19 protein-coding genes are annotated in these 14,416 nt (G+C 51.6%); 12 read left to right on the plus strand and 7 right to left on the minus strand.

Annotated features, from left to right (window positions below):
- Positions 1-26: 26 nt before the first annotated feature.
- The 5 genes from IPG80_RS07570 (at position 27) to IPG80_RS07590 (ending at position 3,940) form a co-directional block, all read left to right on the plus strand.
- The gene (locus IPG80_RS07570) at positions 27-485 is read left to right on the plus strand and encodes a hypothetical protein (RefSeq protein ID WP_345104684.1); all 459 of its coding nucleotides are present in this window, start codon (positions 27-29) and stop codon (positions 483-485) included.
- Complete coding sequence (locus IPG80_RS07575) at positions 418-867, plus strand: ABC transporter substrate-binding protein (protein ID WP_345104687.1); 450 nt, start codon at positions 418-420, stop codon at positions 865-867. The genes IPG80_RS07570 and IPG80_RS07575 overlap by 68 nt, the downstream gene beginning before the upstream one ends.
- Positions 785-1,834 (plus strand): ABC transporter substrate-binding protein, encoded by a 1,050-nt coding sequence (locus tag IPG80_RS07580; RefSeq protein WP_345104689.1) that lies wholly within the window; start codon positions 785-787, stop codon positions 1,832-1,834. Before IPG80_RS07575 ends, IPG80_RS07580 begins: the two co-directional genes overlap by 83 nt.
- Before the next feature lie 170 nt (positions 1,835-2,004).
- Positions 2,005-2,964, plus strand: coding sequence for an ABC transporter permease (locus IPG80_RS07585; protein ID WP_345104692.1), 960 nt, complete (start codon positions 2,005-2,007; stop codon positions 2,962-2,964).
- Positions 2,965-2,977: 13 nt separating this feature from the next.
- Positions 2,978-3,940, plus strand: a complete 963-nt coding sequence (locus IPG80_RS07590) for an ABC transporter permease (RefSeq protein WP_345104694.1) — start codon at positions 2,978-2,980, stop codon at positions 3,938-3,940.
- A 62-nt stretch (positions 3,941-4,002) separates the two neighbouring features.
- Here IPG80_RS07590 and IPG80_RS07595 read toward each other — a convergent pair whose 3' ends face one another.
- From IPG80_RS07595 to IPG80_RS07605, 3 genes are read right to left on the minus strand one after another with little or no spacing between them, the layout of a single operon-like run.
- Positions 4,003-4,137: a hypothetical protein gene (locus IPG80_RS07595; protein WP_345104696.1), complete on the minus strand. Its 135-nt coding sequence runs from the start codon at positions 4,135-4,137 to the stop codon at positions 4,003-4,005.
- Positions 4,115-4,804 (minus strand): rhomboid family intramembrane serine protease, encoded by a 690-nt coding sequence (locus IPG80_RS07600; RefSeq protein ID WP_345104698.1) that lies wholly within the window; start codon positions 4,802-4,804, stop codon positions 4,115-4,117. Before IPG80_RS07600 ends, IPG80_RS07595 begins: the two co-directional genes overlap by 23 nt.
- A complete protein-coding gene (locus IPG80_RS07605) occupies positions 4,801-5,415 on the minus strand; it encodes a guanylate kinase (RefSeq protein WP_345104701.1) in 615 nt (204 codons plus the stop codon). Before IPG80_RS07605 ends, IPG80_RS07600 begins: the two co-directional genes overlap by 4 nt.
- 72 nt (positions 5,416-5,487) lie before the next feature.
- Between IPG80_RS07605 and IPG80_RS07610 the strand changes: the two genes are divergently transcribed.
- The 7 genes from IPG80_RS07610 (at position 5,488) to nrfD (ending at position 10,296) form a co-directional block, all read left to right on the plus strand.
- Positions 5,488-5,859: a hypothetical protein gene (locus IPG80_RS07610; protein WP_345104704.1), complete on the plus strand. Its 372-nt coding sequence runs from the start codon at positions 5,488-5,490 to the stop codon at positions 5,857-5,859.
- Positions 5,860-6,082: 223 nt separating this feature from the next.
- Positions 6,083-6,562: a collagen-like protein gene (locus IPG80_RS07615; protein ID WP_345104706.1), complete on the plus strand. Its 480-nt coding sequence runs from the start codon at positions 6,083-6,085 to the stop codon at positions 6,560-6,562.
- Positions 6,510-7,106 (plus strand): hypothetical protein, encoded by a 597-nt coding sequence (locus IPG80_RS07620; RefSeq protein WP_345104709.1) that lies wholly within the window; start codon positions 6,510-6,512, stop codon positions 7,104-7,106. Before IPG80_RS07615 ends, IPG80_RS07620 begins: the two co-directional genes overlap by 53 nt.
- A gap of 220 nt (positions 7,107-7,326) precedes the next feature.
- Entirely contained in the window at positions 7,327-7,866 is a 540-nt protein-coding gene (locus tag IPG80_RS07625) for a hypothetical protein (protein ID WP_345104711.1), read from the plus strand.
- A 7-nt stretch (positions 7,867-7,873) separates the two neighbouring features.
- The gene (locus IPG80_RS07630) at positions 7,874-8,185 is read left to right on the plus strand and encodes a hypothetical protein (RefSeq protein ID WP_345104714.1); all 312 of its coding nucleotides are present in this window, start codon (positions 7,874-7,876) and stop codon (positions 8,183-8,185) included.
- Between the two features lie 24 nt (positions 8,186-8,209).
- Complete coding sequence (dsrO, locus tag IPG80_RS07635; RefSeq protein ID WP_345104716.1) at positions 8,210-9,037, plus strand: sulfate reduction electron transfer complex DsrMKJOP subunit DsrO; 828 nt, start codon at positions 8,210-8,212, stop codon at positions 9,035-9,037.
- Positions 9,034-10,296: an NrfD/PsrC family molybdoenzyme membrane anchor subunit gene (nrfD, locus tag IPG80_RS07640; RefSeq protein WP_345104718.1), complete on the plus strand. Its 1,263-nt coding sequence runs from the start codon at positions 9,034-9,036 to the stop codon at positions 10,294-10,296. The genes dsrO and nrfD overlap by 4 nt, the downstream gene beginning before the upstream one ends.
- Before the next feature lie 183 nt (positions 10,297-10,479).
- Here nrfD and IPG80_RS07645 read toward each other — a convergent pair whose 3' ends face one another.
- The 4 genes from IPG80_RS07645 to IPG80_RS07660 form a co-directional block, all read right to left on the minus strand.
- Positions 10,480-11,193, minus strand: coding sequence for a zinc ribbon domain-containing protein (locus IPG80_RS07645; protein WP_345104721.1), 714 nt, complete (start codon positions 11,191-11,193; stop codon positions 10,480-10,482).
- 341 nt (positions 11,194-11,534) lie between these two features.
- Positions 11,535-12,431 carry a 2-dehydropantoate 2-reductase gene (locus tag IPG80_RS07650; protein ID WP_345104724.1) on the minus strand — a complete coding sequence of 299 codons (897 nt, stop codon included), beginning with the start codon at positions 12,429-12,431 and terminating at the stop codon, positions 11,535-11,537.
- Positions 12,428-13,306, minus strand: coding sequence for a 3-methyl-2-oxobutanoate hydroxymethyltransferase (gene panB / locus IPG80_RS07655; RefSeq protein ID WP_345104727.1), 879 nt, complete (start codon positions 13,304-13,306; stop codon positions 12,428-12,430). The genes IPG80_RS07650 and panB overlap by 4 nt, the downstream gene beginning before the upstream one ends.
- Before the next feature lie 512 nt (positions 13,307-13,818).
- Complete coding sequence (locus IPG80_RS07660) at positions 13,819-14,334, minus strand: 5'/3'-nucleotidase SurE (RefSeq protein ID WP_345104730.1); 516 nt, start codon at positions 14,332-14,334, stop codon at positions 13,819-13,821.
- Positions 14,335-14,416 lie beyond the last annotated feature (82 nt).

Here is a 14,416-nt window from a genome sequence, read left to right on the forward strand (position 1 = left end):
ATTTCTCTCTATTGGAGGAGAACCGTATGAAACGAAATCTGTTCGCTTTGCTTTCGTTGCTGGTGCTTGCGAGCATGGTGCTCGCCGCCTGCGGTGGCGCGCCCGAAGCCACCGAAGCCCCCGCCACTGAAGCAGCCGCTACCGAAGCCCCAGCTGCCGCTGAAGAAGCTGCTTGTGCTCCGGCTGTACCCGGCTGGGACCCCACCACTGCTGAAACCGGCGAAAAAGGCATCAACATTGCCTTCGAGCAGGAACCTGATCAGGCTGTATCTCAGTACAGCAACATGAGCTTTTCTGCCTGGATCTGGCAGATGTACGGTATTGGTCCTGGAAAATGGGATGATCAGAACAACCTGATCCCCCTATGCCGCGGAAGAAATCCCAAGCGCCGAAAATGGCGGGGTTTCCGAAGACGGCTTGACAATCACCTACAAGCTCAAGGATTGCATTTTCTGGTCCGATGGCGAGCCGATCACTTCTGCTGACTTTGTCTTCAACTGGCAGGCTGCGATGGACCCGGCGAATGCCCCCGTCAGCCGCGGCGGTTGGGACAAGATCGCCAGCGTCGAAGCGCCTGATGAGAGAACCGTGGTGATCACATTCTCGGAACTCTATCCTTCCTGGCCGACCATCTTCAACCTCGGTCCTAACAACCTCAGCGGTGGCTTGCTCCCCGCTCACGTCTTCGAAGGTCAGACCGGGCTCGAGACCAACCCCGCAGATCCACCAACCCACCTGGGCTGGCGGTCCGTTGGCCATCAAAGAATGGGTACCCGGCGATCACATGACCCTCGTCCGCAACCCGAACTACTTCGGCACTCCCGCCAAGTTGGACTATATCAACATCAAGTTCGTACCCGATCCTGAAGCGGGTCTTGCCGCCCTCCAGGCTGGCGATGTGCAGTTGATGGTCAACCTCGCTGAATCCGATATCCCAACCGTTCAGGGTCTCGAGTCACAGGGCATTCAACTCCGTGTTGATGCCACCCCTGACTTTGAGCACCTGTTCTTCAACCTCGGCACTGTTGCCGGTGTTGATGGTGCTGGTATCAGTGATGTCGACGGCTTCTGCCCCTTCAAAGATCCCAACGTCCGCAAGGCAATTGCCATGGGTATTGACCGCCTCAGTTTCATCAAGAACTACCTGCAGGTGGAAGACGCCGCGTTTATTGCCTCCCTGTGGCCGAACTCCTACTGGTACAACACCGCGTTGGAACCCTATCCATACGATCCTGAACAGGCGAACGCCCTGCTCGATGAAGCTGGCTACCCTGTCGGCTCCGATGGCATCCGCGCCGGTACTTGTGACGGTCAAGAAGTCAGGTTCTCACTTGGCATTGAGACCACAACCGCCCAGCGCCGTGTGGACAACGTCCTCACCATTCAATCTGATTTGAAGCAGATCGGTATCGACATCATCCCGAACCATCTCCCCGCTGGTACCTTCTTCGGTTCCTACACCGATGGTGCCGACATGCCGCGTGGTAACTTCGATATGGCCGTCTACACAACCGGCTTCTATCCCGATCCTGACTCGAGCGATAGCTTCGGCTGCGACGATGTACCCAGTGCTGCAAACACGGCTGGTTCCAACAACTATCATATCTGCGACCCCGAGTTGGATGCCATGTTCCTGGAGGCGCTCAAGAGCGCTGATCCCGCGACACGCAAAGCCGTTTACGATGAGATCCAGCAGTACATGTTCGACAATGTGATCATCATTCCGCTCTATGCCCGCGCGAACATCTTTGCCTACAGCGACACCTTGGTCTTCCCGCCCAGCTCCGGTTACGCCAACGCGTTCTGGTCTGCTGAGGACTTCGACATCAAGTAAGACAAATTAAGTTCGAAAGCTAAAAATAGACCTGTGGCGCTCGCGCCACAGGTCTATCCATAGAAATTATTCTGTTCATTCAAATATTTTTTTTGAGACCATCAACTGAATACAGTTTGATTACTGTCCTGTAGTAAAAATCCCAACCAGGACGGTGGGAAGGTTTACCCATGTGGGCATACCTCGTGCGCAGAATCGTGCAAGCCATCTTCATCCTTTTTATCATAACGATGTTATGTTTCATTTTAACGCGGCTTTCCTCGGACCCAATGGCGCAATATGCCAATAAGCCGGGCATTACTGCTGAAGATAGGGAGAGAATCGCCAAAAATCTGGGGCTGGACAAACCTTTGCCAGTTCAATACGTCCGCTGGCTGGGTCTGGCGCTTCAAGGCGACTTGGGAAACTCCTTCTTTTCGAAACAACCCGTCATTGAAATGATCAAACAGCGCCTGCCGATGACGCTGAAATTAATGATCACATCCGAGATATTCATCATTCTCGTTTCCTTTGTGTTGGGGTTGGTGGCTGCTGTCAAGCAATATTCCTTTGTAGACAATTTGATCACAACACTTTCTTTTATCGGCTTTTCCATGCCAATATTCTTTATTGCATTGGGCTGTATCATGCTCTTTGCAGTGAAGTTCAAACAATGGGGGCTTCCGTATCTGCCAACGGGCGCGGATATTTGGGACACGAAAGACCCGATCGAATTAATTCGACACATGGTCATGCCGGTCTTCTGTTTGGTTACCATTCAGACCGCTGGTTATTCCCGTTTTCTGCGCACAAGCATCCTCGAAGTTTTGAGTCTGGACTATATCCGAACTGCACGGGCAAAAGGTTTGACCGAACGCATGACCCTTTATAAACATGCGTTCCGTAATGCCATCCTGCCGTTCGTCACTATCATCGGGTTGGATATTCCGTTTTTGATGGGTGGGGCGCTTGTAACCGAATCGGTATTTACCTGGCCTGGAATGGGACGATTATTCTGGGAATATGCAGGACGCGGCGATTACCCAGTGGTGCTGGGTGTGCTTCTATTGACATCCACAGGCGTGGTTTTCTTTACTATTATCGTAGACTTGCTTTACACAGTCGTCGACCCAAGAATTCGCTTAAGTTAAGGATATTTTGGATATGGCAGATACTTCTGAACTTACACAAAAAGCCGGTATTGGAACGATTGTTGAAGAACGAAAAGTCGTGCTCACCCCTGGACAGTTGATCTGGCGACGCTTCCGTAAACACCATATGGCGGTTGCTGGAGGCGTGGGGGCGATTCTGCTGATTCTCTTTATCGTTGGTGGTTCAATTATCTACCCCGAATCAAGATCCAATGAGACAGATCTTAAAGCCCGCCTTTCCCCGCCGAGTGCCACACATTGGTTCGGTACAGATAGTGTTGGACGTGACGTTTTCGTCCGTATTATCTATGGCGGTCAGATCTCCTTGTTTATTGGCGTGCTGGCAGTAACCGTATCTGTTTCGCTTGGAACTGTTGTCGGTGGAACTGCGGCTTATTATGGCGGCTGGGTGGATTCGCTCCTGATGCGTTTCACCGAAGCCATGCTGGCCATCCCCTCGCTGTTCCTGTTGATCGTATTGGCAAAATTCATCGGGCGCGAAGTGGGGCAAGTGTCCATCCTTGGGCGCACATTCAGCGGCAGTATCGGCATTGTGATCATCGTGATCGGTTTGACCTCCTGGATGTATCTGGCTCGTATCGTGCGTGCCAGTGTCCTTTCGATCAAAGAGTTGGACTATATCTCCGCCTCCCGCGCCCTTGGTGCCAGCGATACCCGATCTTTTTTCCGACACTTAGTGCCGAATACGCTTGGACCGATCATCGTTTCATCAACATTAGGATTGGCTGGCTCGATCCTCACCGAAGCTTACGTTTCCTTCCTCGGTCTTGGTGTGCAACAGCCGACCTCAACATGGGGTAACATGATGCAACAAGCACAGTCCTTTTTGACCCGTGGTGCGTGGTGGATGTGGGTTTTCCCCAGCCTTTTCATTGTGTTCATTATCCTGTGCGTCAACTTACTTGGTGATGGGTTGCGTGACGCGTTCGACCCCCGCAGCAATCGTCACTTGTAATAGAATTAAGAGACATGGAAAAGAGCCCGTCATTTTTGACGGGCTCTTTTTTTAAAAATTTATTAACCGTTTCCGGAGATAAGCGCCCATGCGGTCAGCCCGCCGAACACGAACAGCACCAGCAGTATTCCACTGATGATCTCGCGCGATTCGCGTTCATCTTGCAGGGAGAACTCAGGCGGGACCCCAACCGGCATCCATTTGGGACCGGCAAAACCAGGCAAAGATCGCACCGCCTAACAAGCCGCCAATATGTCCCCAGGTATCAATATTGGGCGCCAACCCGAGGAATAGGTTGATCACGATGATAAACACAGCATTGCTGATCGCCTGCCGCGCGTGTGAGCCGAATAACTCGCGATTTTGATAAAAGAAAATGGCTTCGGCAGCGATCAACCCGAATACAGCGGTGGATGCGCCCACGGAATATCCTTGTGTAAAAAGGAAGGACATCACATTCCCTGCGAATGCGCCTAGAAAATATAGGAGCAAAAAACGCCCGTGCCCAAAGTGACGTTCCAACAAAGTGCCAACGGAAAACAAGGCGTACATGTTGAAAAAGATGTGGGCAAAAGAGCCGTGTAAAAAGACCGGCGTGATCAGCCGCCACAATTGTCCTTCATAAATGGCTTCGCTGATGCGGGCACCGAAAAGAGTCACCCAATCAATGCCGTAGCTCGAGTCCCCCAAAATTGCCGAGCCAAGAAGTTGTAAGAGATATACGAATACGGTGAAGCCGATAATGATATATGTAGCAGTGGGCGGCAGAGACGGCATCCGCACGTAGGCAGGCTGACGGGTTGGGAGCGGTTCGGGCGGCTGCCCAGTGGATGGGTCTGGTAGAGAAGCAGGAGGCTGTATCACAAGGTCACCTTGCGATGATGTACCTTGTGGTGTTCGGCGTTGATGATCGCACGAACTTTATCCACCGTATCATCCAGATGAAAATCGTGGTTGACAATGACATAATCAAAGGCTTCGAGGCGTTGCAGTTCCTTGCGGGCAGTGGCGATGCGCAGAGTTAGAGAATCAGCTGATTCGGTCTTGCGTTCCCGCAGGCGGTGTTCGAGTTCCTCTTCGCTGTCGCAGGTGATGAAGATTAACAATGCTTCGGGTGCCAGCCTGCGCACGGTTTCGGCGCCTTGCACATCCACACGCATGATCACATCCTTGCCGCTTGCAAAGGCGTTGCGTACCTGTTCCTTGGGAATGCCCTTGTAATCACCGTAGACGATGGCATATTCGATCAGTTCGTTCGCGTCGATCATGCGTGCAAACTCATCCTTGGAAACGAAAAGATAATCGACGCCATGTGTCTCATTTGCGCGTCTCTCACGTGTGGTGGCCGTGACGACAAAATGAAAAGGGAAACCGCGATCTTTCATGCGCTGGACGACAGAGTCTTTTCCCACGCCTGATGGACCAGAGATGACGATCAGCAACGGATTGGGTTTACGGAGATCGAATTCAGACATCTGGGTATTGTACCAAACCCGCCTCTTGCCTGACCCGGCACTGACTCTGTAAAATAGACTGTATGCCTACCTATGACTTTATCTGCAATTCCTGCCAGCAGCGTTTTGATGTTTTTTCTGACTTATGCCGAATACGGTCAAAAAGAAGTGTTGTGCGTTCATTGCAATAGCAGGGACGTGCGCCGCCGTATGACAAAAGTTCGCATTGCAAAAACCGAGGAAGGCAGGCTTGAATCCATGGCAAATGATTTCACCGGGTTTGAAGGGATGGAAAATGACCCGGCGGAATTTGGAAAGATGATGAAAAAGATGGGGAGAGAAATGGGTGAGGACTTGCCCGCCGAATTCGACGAGGTGGTAGACCGCCTCGAAGCTGGTCAGAGTCCGGAAGAGATCGAATCGGCGCTGCCAGACCTGAGTGAGGGTGAGAACCCTCAGGAATAGAACTTTTTTAGCTGTATAATCACCGTAATCTTATCCAAATTGTTGTGACTTTCGTCACACGAAGGTGAGCGTATATTAACTAGGAATTAATCTTAAGCTTAAGTAAAATTCTTCATATCTGCTACAAAATGTTAAAGCAGTCATTTTCTTGATGAGGAGGCGCCTAGCTTATATACCGAAAATCAAGACATGGTTACTCAAAAAGTCAAAAGGAGAATATGCTATGAAATTTAATAAGAAGTTCGTTCTAACAGGCATCCTGATCATTGCCGCAGCATTTATTGCAGCTTGTGGCACCCCGGGTCCCCAAGGTCCTGAAGGACCCGCAGGTCCGCAGGGCGAGCCCGGCCCGGCTATGACAGCCGCCGATCTGACTTGTACCGAATGCCATAATGACACCGCCGTCATCAGCGGTAAAAAGGCGAATTGGCAAGAGTCACTGCACGGATCCGGCACCGCGTTCATCGAAGAAGGCGGAAACAAGAGCTGCGCGGGTTGTCACTCCGGCGCTGCTTTTAGCGAAATGATCGCTGCTGGTGGAAACTTCAGCACCCTCGAATCCGGTGATGCTGACCCGACTCACCAAGATTGCCGTACCTGCCACCAGATCCACGTGACCTACACGGGTGACGATTGGGCTCTCGAGACCAATGCACCTGTGGCTCGTTACCAGTGGTGCAACCTTCGATGGCGGCAGTGGTAACTTGTGCGCCAACTGCCATCAGGCTCGCCGCTACATGGTGAATTTTGTTGCCAAAGATGCCGCTGGAGCGCCGATTCCTGGTCAATATGCTGCTACCGCCCGTTTCAACACTCACTATAGTGTACAGGTCGATGTGCTTATGGGTCTTGGCGACTTTGGTGTGACTGGCGAACCCAGTGGACATTACACAAAGGTTGAAAATACCTGCGCAGGCTGTCATATGGGCGAAAGTGGCTCTCACAGCTTTGAACCTCAGTTAGCTACTTGTACGTCCTGCCATGAAGGCGCCGAAGACTTCAATATCAACGGCTTCATGACTGAGTTCGAAGAACAGTATGCCGAACTCGAAGCGGCTTTGCTCGCCAAGGGTATGCTTTCTAAGGCTGCGGATGGAACGATCTCCACAGTTCCAGGTACATACGAAGAAGGTCCTGCCCAGGCTCTATTCTTCTACAACCTGGTTCACGAAGATGGTAGTGAAGGTATCCACAACCCTGAGTACTTTAAGGCGTTGATGGAAAACGCTCTTGCTGCTCTGAAGTAAGAGAAAGTGCTTTGTTCAAAAAGCCCTATCCTGCACAAGCAGGGTAGGGCTTTTTCATAAAGCCAGTTTGGGAATTCTTAATTTGAAATCCCACAAAATGTGTCATAATTTGAGTGACATTAAACTTCCATTAAAATGACACGTTGCACTTGTTGACAAATTGACTTATGTTTACCATATTCAACAACACTAAAAAAGTATTAATACTGGAGGCTGCAATATGAGTGGACAGTTTGTTACTAAAAAACTCGGTTTGTTTTTCTTTGTGGGGGGATTTTTCATATTGGTTTTCGGTCTGATGGCTTTCCTGCCGAATGGTGAAGTTCAAGCACAACATGTTGACGCTCAGTTTACCGATGATTGCTCGGAGTGTCACAAGCAGGCGGTGGAATTACTTGCAGAGAGCAAGCATGCCGGTGTACCGTTAAGCTGCGATAATTGCCATACACTCATTCCCGGGGAAGAGGGCACGCAACACCCTGATTTATATTTTTCGACCGAAAGCGAAGAAAGCACCTGCGGTACTTGTCATATTGATGTGTACACCCAGTGGACTGAGAGCCAGCATGGTTTCCTCAGCATGACTTGCGCCTCCTGCCATGAATCACACTCTTTGCAGCAGAAACTGACAGAAGATAACAAGTTGATCTGTGAATCGTGCCATAAAGAACAGGTCACTGGCGGGCACGACTCCACGCATACGGCGGCGGGCACCACTTGCGCTACATGCCATCTTGGGAACGAGCGGGCATGCTTTTAATGCAACTTTGGCAACTTGTAATTCCTGCCATGAAGGTTTGCATGAGGCGAATCAATTAGTGGCAGCCGGGTTTGAGTTTGAGCCCATCCCAGCGGCGGAAGGATCGGAAGAAGCAGCCTCCAGCGAGGAATCTGCTGAAGCGGAAGAAACAACGACCCCGATGGATGTGGCGGAAGAATCCACTGCTTCTGAACCTGCCAAAGGTGGCGTCAACCTTCCATCCTGGTTGTTATTGTTTGCCGGTCTGTTGCTCGGCGGTGGTGTGGTGTGGGTGGTTGTTGGTAAAGACCCCGGCATTCCGACCGAAGATGAGAAATAACTTTAGCGAACTTGGAGGTCTATAATGCAGGCAGACTCTGAAAACAAAGCTGGCGAGAAAAACATAACTCGGCGCGACCTTCTGAAAGTGGGTGCAGCGTTGTTAGGCGCCGCCGGGCTGACGCAATTTGTTGGCTTGAATGATGTGCGCGTGCGCGGTAGTGAGACCGATCATGAGGGCGGACGCAAATGGGGTATGTTGATCGATATTAACAAGTGCATTGGCTGTAATTATTGCACCTATGCTTGTCAGGCGGTCAATAACCTGGCGGACGATATGCTTTACAACGTGGTCACTGCGGAAGAGACCCAGTCAGGCGAGGAGTTTTTTCTTTCGCGCCCGTGTATGCAATGCGCTGAAGCGCCTTGTGTGCATGTCTGCCCGGTGCAGGCGACGTACTACCGCCCGGATGGCATTGTAGCGATGGACTACGACCGCTGTATCGGCTGCCGATATTGTCAGGTGGCATGCCCGTATGGTGCGCGTGTGTTCAATTGGAAAGATCCCATCGAGCTTAGCCCGAAATCACCTGATTTCGGAATGCAGGAAGTGGAAAACCGTCCGCGTGGCGTTGTAGAGAAATGTCATTTTTGCTCGCACCGTATTGATAGAGGTTTGGAGCATGGGCTTACCCCAGGTGTGGATCATGATGCCACCCCGGCGTGTGTGGTCGCTTGCCCCACTGGAGCACGCGTCTTTGGCGACCTGAACGACTCTGAAAGTCCCATTGCCATTGCACGTGCCGAAGCGACAGTGACACTGCGGCTGCGTGAGGAATTAAGCACTGAGCCGCGCGTTTACTATATTCCACCCACACCAAAACCTGAGACTGATCAGGAGGCAGGATCATGATCAATAATATTCGTTACCCCAGCCTGCGTCTTGGCAAAGTTTCGATCGACCTATTTCCTTACTGGATCGGTCTCCTGATTGCTGGCTTTCTCTTTGGATTGGTAGGTGCTTTTGTTGTATTGCGGGACGGCTTGCAAGTCACCGGACTTAGCAATGCTGTGCCGTGGGGGCTGTGGATCTCCATTGACCTTTCCTCCATTTCCATGGGCGGCAGCGCCTTTGTGTTTGGTGTGATCGTTTACCTCTTACGCATTAAACGTTTTGAAGTGATCGGTAAACTTGCTGTTTTGCTAGGCTTTTTAGGGTATTCCACTGCTGGTATGGTGCTGCTCTTTGACCTGGGTCAACCGCTGCGTTTTTGGCACCCCATCGTATTCTGGCAGCCGCACTCCCTGTTATGGGAAGTGACCATGTGTGTGGTTTTATATCTCAATGTGCTGATCGCGGAAGTTCTGCCGATCGTACTTGAACACCCCATCTTCAAAACTCACCCATGGCTGACTCGCTTCAAGTTCCTTGGAACTTTGATGAAATGGGTATATGCTTTTTCCAATTGGCTTCACAAGGCGGGTCCAGTATTAGCAATTGCCGGGCTGTCGCTTTCCCTTTTGCATCAAGCCTCATTGGGCGCAACCTATTCCGTCCTTGCGGGACGCGGTATTTGGTTCAATCAAAGTGCGCCGGTGCAATTCGTCTTCTCTGCCATGAGCGGCGGCATTGCCTTGTTGTTCATCACTGGTGTATTCGTCTTTCGCGTCATGCGTCCTGGGTTGGTCAGCGACTCGGCTCTTTACGATGTGGCTCGTCTGGCTGGCGGCATCACCCTATTGCTTACCTACCTGCGTGTGTGGGATTGGGCAGTCACCAACTATTACAGTTTTGACCGCGAGATTTTCCTGCAAACCCAGATACTCGATACCATTGCACCATATTCGCTCACGTTCTGGTTGGGGCAGGCGCTCCTGCCCGTCATTGCGGGTTCCATTTTGCTGGCAGCCAAAAGCGTCAAGAACTTCCGCTACTTAATGGCTGCAGCGGTCATTCCGATCATCGCCGCCATCATCACCCGCTGGAACTACAACTTTGCCGGGTTGATCGCCTCTATCTCTTATGATCCATTTACGCCAAACATCGTGCTGAATTCCTATACACCCACCTGGGTCGAGTTTGCAGTTGGCACCATGGTTATCTGCTATTGGATGTTGGCGTTCAGCCTTGCTGCTCGCTTCCTACCGTTCAAATCGAACGAACACCATTAGGTTGACTTAACCGAACGCCCAAAGGATGTTACATCCTTTGGGCGTTTTTTCATTTTGGATAAAGCGCATCGCTTCCCCGTCCGAACCGGATACACCCACCTAAATTTTTCCCGAGAAGCCCTTATGCACTTAATTGAGCTATGAAAAGACCTCGCCATAGACGAGGTCTTTTCATAGCTTGTTCTAGTTTTCTTCGTGCCTCAGCCGTGCGCCGCAGGTTCGGCAGAACCTATCGCTGGGTTTGGCACGTGACCCGCATTGCGGACAATATACAGAGGTTGCATCGCTATCCACGTTCGCGTGCGAACGGCGGCGTGGTTTGCCGGAAGATCGCCGCCCCCATTGGAAGTAATACATCAACCCGCCCGCGATCATGATGATCCCCAAACCGCCGATGATATATGGCAGGCTGTTCGCCAATGAGACACGCCCGGGCGTATCTTCATTGACAGGCCCGGCGATCTGTACGGCTTGTGCATCAGAGACCAGTGTTTCGGTGGTCTTTTTATAGTTTAAGTTCAAGGTATATTGCTCACCTGCGGCAAGCGGCACTGCTGCGCCTTGATAGTAGTTCAAACCATTGGAGGTTTCTTGTGAAGCCTCAGTGGGCTCGAGGGTCACGTTGGTCACATCCAATGGTTCAAGGAAGAGATATTGGAAATTTTCGACCGCGTATCCATTATCCCAAAGATAGGAAAAGATTCGAGATTCGCCGTCGAATGCCAGGGGCTGATAGTATTCGAAGCGATATGGCTTGTTCTCCTCGACGACGAGGCTAAAGACCAGATATTCTCCATCTGCCACTGGCGCTTCGAAGGGATGATCCAGAAAACTGCCCGTTCCCGCATCAGAAGCAACTGCGATCAGGTTGGCATCGGCAGGGATGCGGAAGCTCAACGTGGCAGGAGTGCAGTATCCGCTGCTGCGTTCGAAAGTCGACGATCACCAGCATGCTGGGCTGGTCGTATTCAGGCATAATTGTACAGTGACAAAGGAAAGAGCCGTATCACCTTGTGCTGATACGGAGAATGGAAATGCCAAAAAGGCACCCAAAATAAATATCATTATCAGTTTGCGCATGAACGCCTCCAACGATAAAGTTTTCTTTTATCTTACCATGCGCCATTTTGAGAGGACAGAAACGAAGTCATGAAGGAAAGTGGATAAATGTCACCCCTTTTATTGCTGTATAAGATTGCATGGGCGGTTTGCAAACTGCCCATGCAATCTCACTGAAATCACATTGCTTTTACCAACTGCCAGCACGAACGGTTGTATGGTGTTGCGATGCCGTGCGCCTCACCACGCCGCGTTACGGCACCACAGATGGCATCGATCTCGGTCGGCGCACCACGGCGCACATCCTGGAACATGGACGAAAGGTTTTTCGCCGTTTTACGTGCTACTTCTTCTACGGCTTCGATCGGGTTGCTGAACGGCAGGTTCACCTGCTCAGCCTGCGCCACCTCTGCTGCTTCACGTGCCAGCGCACTCATTGCTTTGCGAGCCCACGGATGCGACAACAACTCGCCATTCGGCACTTGCAATAACGCCGTCAGCGGGTTGATCGCGGCATTGATGATCAGTTTGCCCCACATCAACGATCGCGCATCGTTCACGATCTGCAAATTAAAGTTGGATGAACGCAATGCCGCCTCAAGCGGACCGAGAGCCTGATTCTGTTCCAGTGAGATGACTCCTTCGCCGCCCACTTTGACGAGACCAGGCCCAAGCAATGTGGCTCCAGCGGTGGTAATGCCAAGGGCGACGCGCCCAGCCCCGAGGTCGCGGGCGAGCGTTTCGCGGTTGCCGAGTCCGTTTTGGAGGGTGAGTACCATTCCATCCGGTGCAAGGATTCCTTTAAGCTTTTCTGAAACACGTTTGGTCTGCCACGATTTGACGAGGATGATCGCGTGCTTCACGTTCGAAAGGTCGCCGGGGTTATCCGTGGCTTCGACATGGAATGCGTGTTCTTTCCCATCTATTTCGGTAACACGCCCACCATTTTGGTTCAAAGCCTGCAAGCCATCCTTCCATGTGCCCAGCATGGAAACGTGATGCCCCGCTGCGCTCAAACGTGCCGCAAATAAAGTTGATAATGCGCCCGTGCCAACTAATAAAATGTTCTCTTTCATTTCACTTCCTTATGGAAGGCTGCCCATTCTTCATCGCTCATTTCAACAGTGTGCTCTGCGGCAGGGAATTGTCTGGTGCTCACATCGTTGAGATATTCTGTAAATGCCTTATCCATCGTTTCGTGCAGATTTGCATACTGCCGGACAAATTTTGGCGTGAAGCGTTCGAACAGACCAAGCAGGTCGTGTGTAACGAGTACTTGCCCGTCGCAGCCTGTGCCTGCACCGATGCCAATGGTTGGAATGGAAATCTGTTTGGAGATGTATTCTGCCAGCCGAGCCGGAACCGACTCAAGCACGAGACTGAACGCACCAGCTTCTGCAAGGATTTGTGCATCTTCAAGCAAGCGTTTCCCTGCTGATGCCGTCTTGCCTTGTGCGCGGAAACCGCCGAGTTGATGCACCGATTGCGGCGTCAGCCCGAGGTGCCCCATGACGGGGATGCCCGCGCCTGTGATCGCACGTACGGCGTCTGCCCGTTCACGCCCGCCTTCGAGTTTGACTGCATCCATGCCGCCTTGTTGCAGAAAACGCCCGGCATTGCGTACGGCGTCTTCCACTGAAACTTGATACGACATGAACGGCATATCGCCAACGAGTAAAGGGGCTTTGGCTCCACGTGCAACAGCGCGCGCATGGTGGAGCATTTCATCCATGGTGACGGGCAGGGTGTTTTCATAGCCAAGCACCACCATTGCAAGCAGATCGCCAACGAGGATGGGATCAATACCAGCCTTGTCTATCGACATGGCGGTGGGATAGTCGTAGGCGGTTAGCATTGTGATCGGCTCGCCGCGTTCCTTCTTCTGACGGAACGTGAGAGTCGTCACCTTTTTACGAGTAGACGTGGTGGTAGCGATTGTGGTTGTTGACAAGGTACCCTCCGATAAAGGTAGAGTCCGAATTCTTGCCCCGTTCATTTCCTTTTCAAAAGATGAACGGGGAGTTGCTGGCTCCCTGATGTGCACACTATTTCGGTTGGTTTGGATTTTATCGTCGCGTTCACGAGGATACGCGCGACTTCAATATTATTACATAATCCTGTTGCTTTGCCTATAATAAATGTATCAGAGCTTTGTCTCAAAACCTATCAAATTATCCGCGCAGGTGTTTCTCGAGTTTATCAAAGTCTACGCGGGCGGTCATATCCAGGTCAATGGGGGTGACGGCGACCATTTTTTTGGTGCGCAGAATGTACACATCGGTGCCTTCTTTTTCATGCGGGAGATTGTTGTCATGGGCGTACCCGATGGGACCAGGTTAGTCCCATGAAGCGCGTTTTGAGGGTGTGGGGACGTAATAGCGAAGGCGTGAAAGCCTGCCAATTTCCCACTCCGTTTCCGGCGTGGCGTGACGCGGCACTTCCACTTTGAGCACATCCACTCCGTCAAAACTTTTCTTCTCTAATAGAATACGTGCAAAGTAGCCAGTGAAATATCCGGCTGTTGAAAATCAATGTCTTCTGAGTGGCTGAGGTGATAATGCGGGTCGGTTTCGAGTGAGATGGCAAGGGCAGGAAGCCAAGGTTGGCGGCTTCCATGGCGGCTCCCACGGTGCCGGAGATGGTGATTCCCAAACCGACATTCTCGCCGTAGTTGATGCCCGATACAACAAGGTCTGGCTTGTGCGGAACGATCTCGAGGACGCCATGTAGAACGGACTGCGCGGGCGAACCTCCCACGGCGTATACACTCCATTCCTGACCATTGACCTGAACCTGCTCCTTATGGATGATCCCGTCGGATGTGCTGGGCAGGCTGCGCCCCATACCGCTGGATTGATGGCGTGGTGCAGCAACAGTGACATAGCCGATCTTGGAGAGTTCACTGGCGGCTGCCCATAAACCAGGCGAGCGAATGCCATCATCGTTGGTAAGGAGAATGTGCGGTTTTTTCTTTGTCATGGTGGAGGGATTATAAACAAAAAGGAGTGGGGAGGTGTATTTCTGTTTCATGGCGAACTTAGTGATTTTCTTTGTGCGACCT

Origin of the sequence: Candidatus Villigracilis vicinus, from assembly GCF_016702885.1 — a bacterium.
Lineage (GTDB): Bacteria > Chloroflexota > Anaerolineae > Anaerolineales > Villigracilaceae > Villigracilis > Villigracilis vicinus.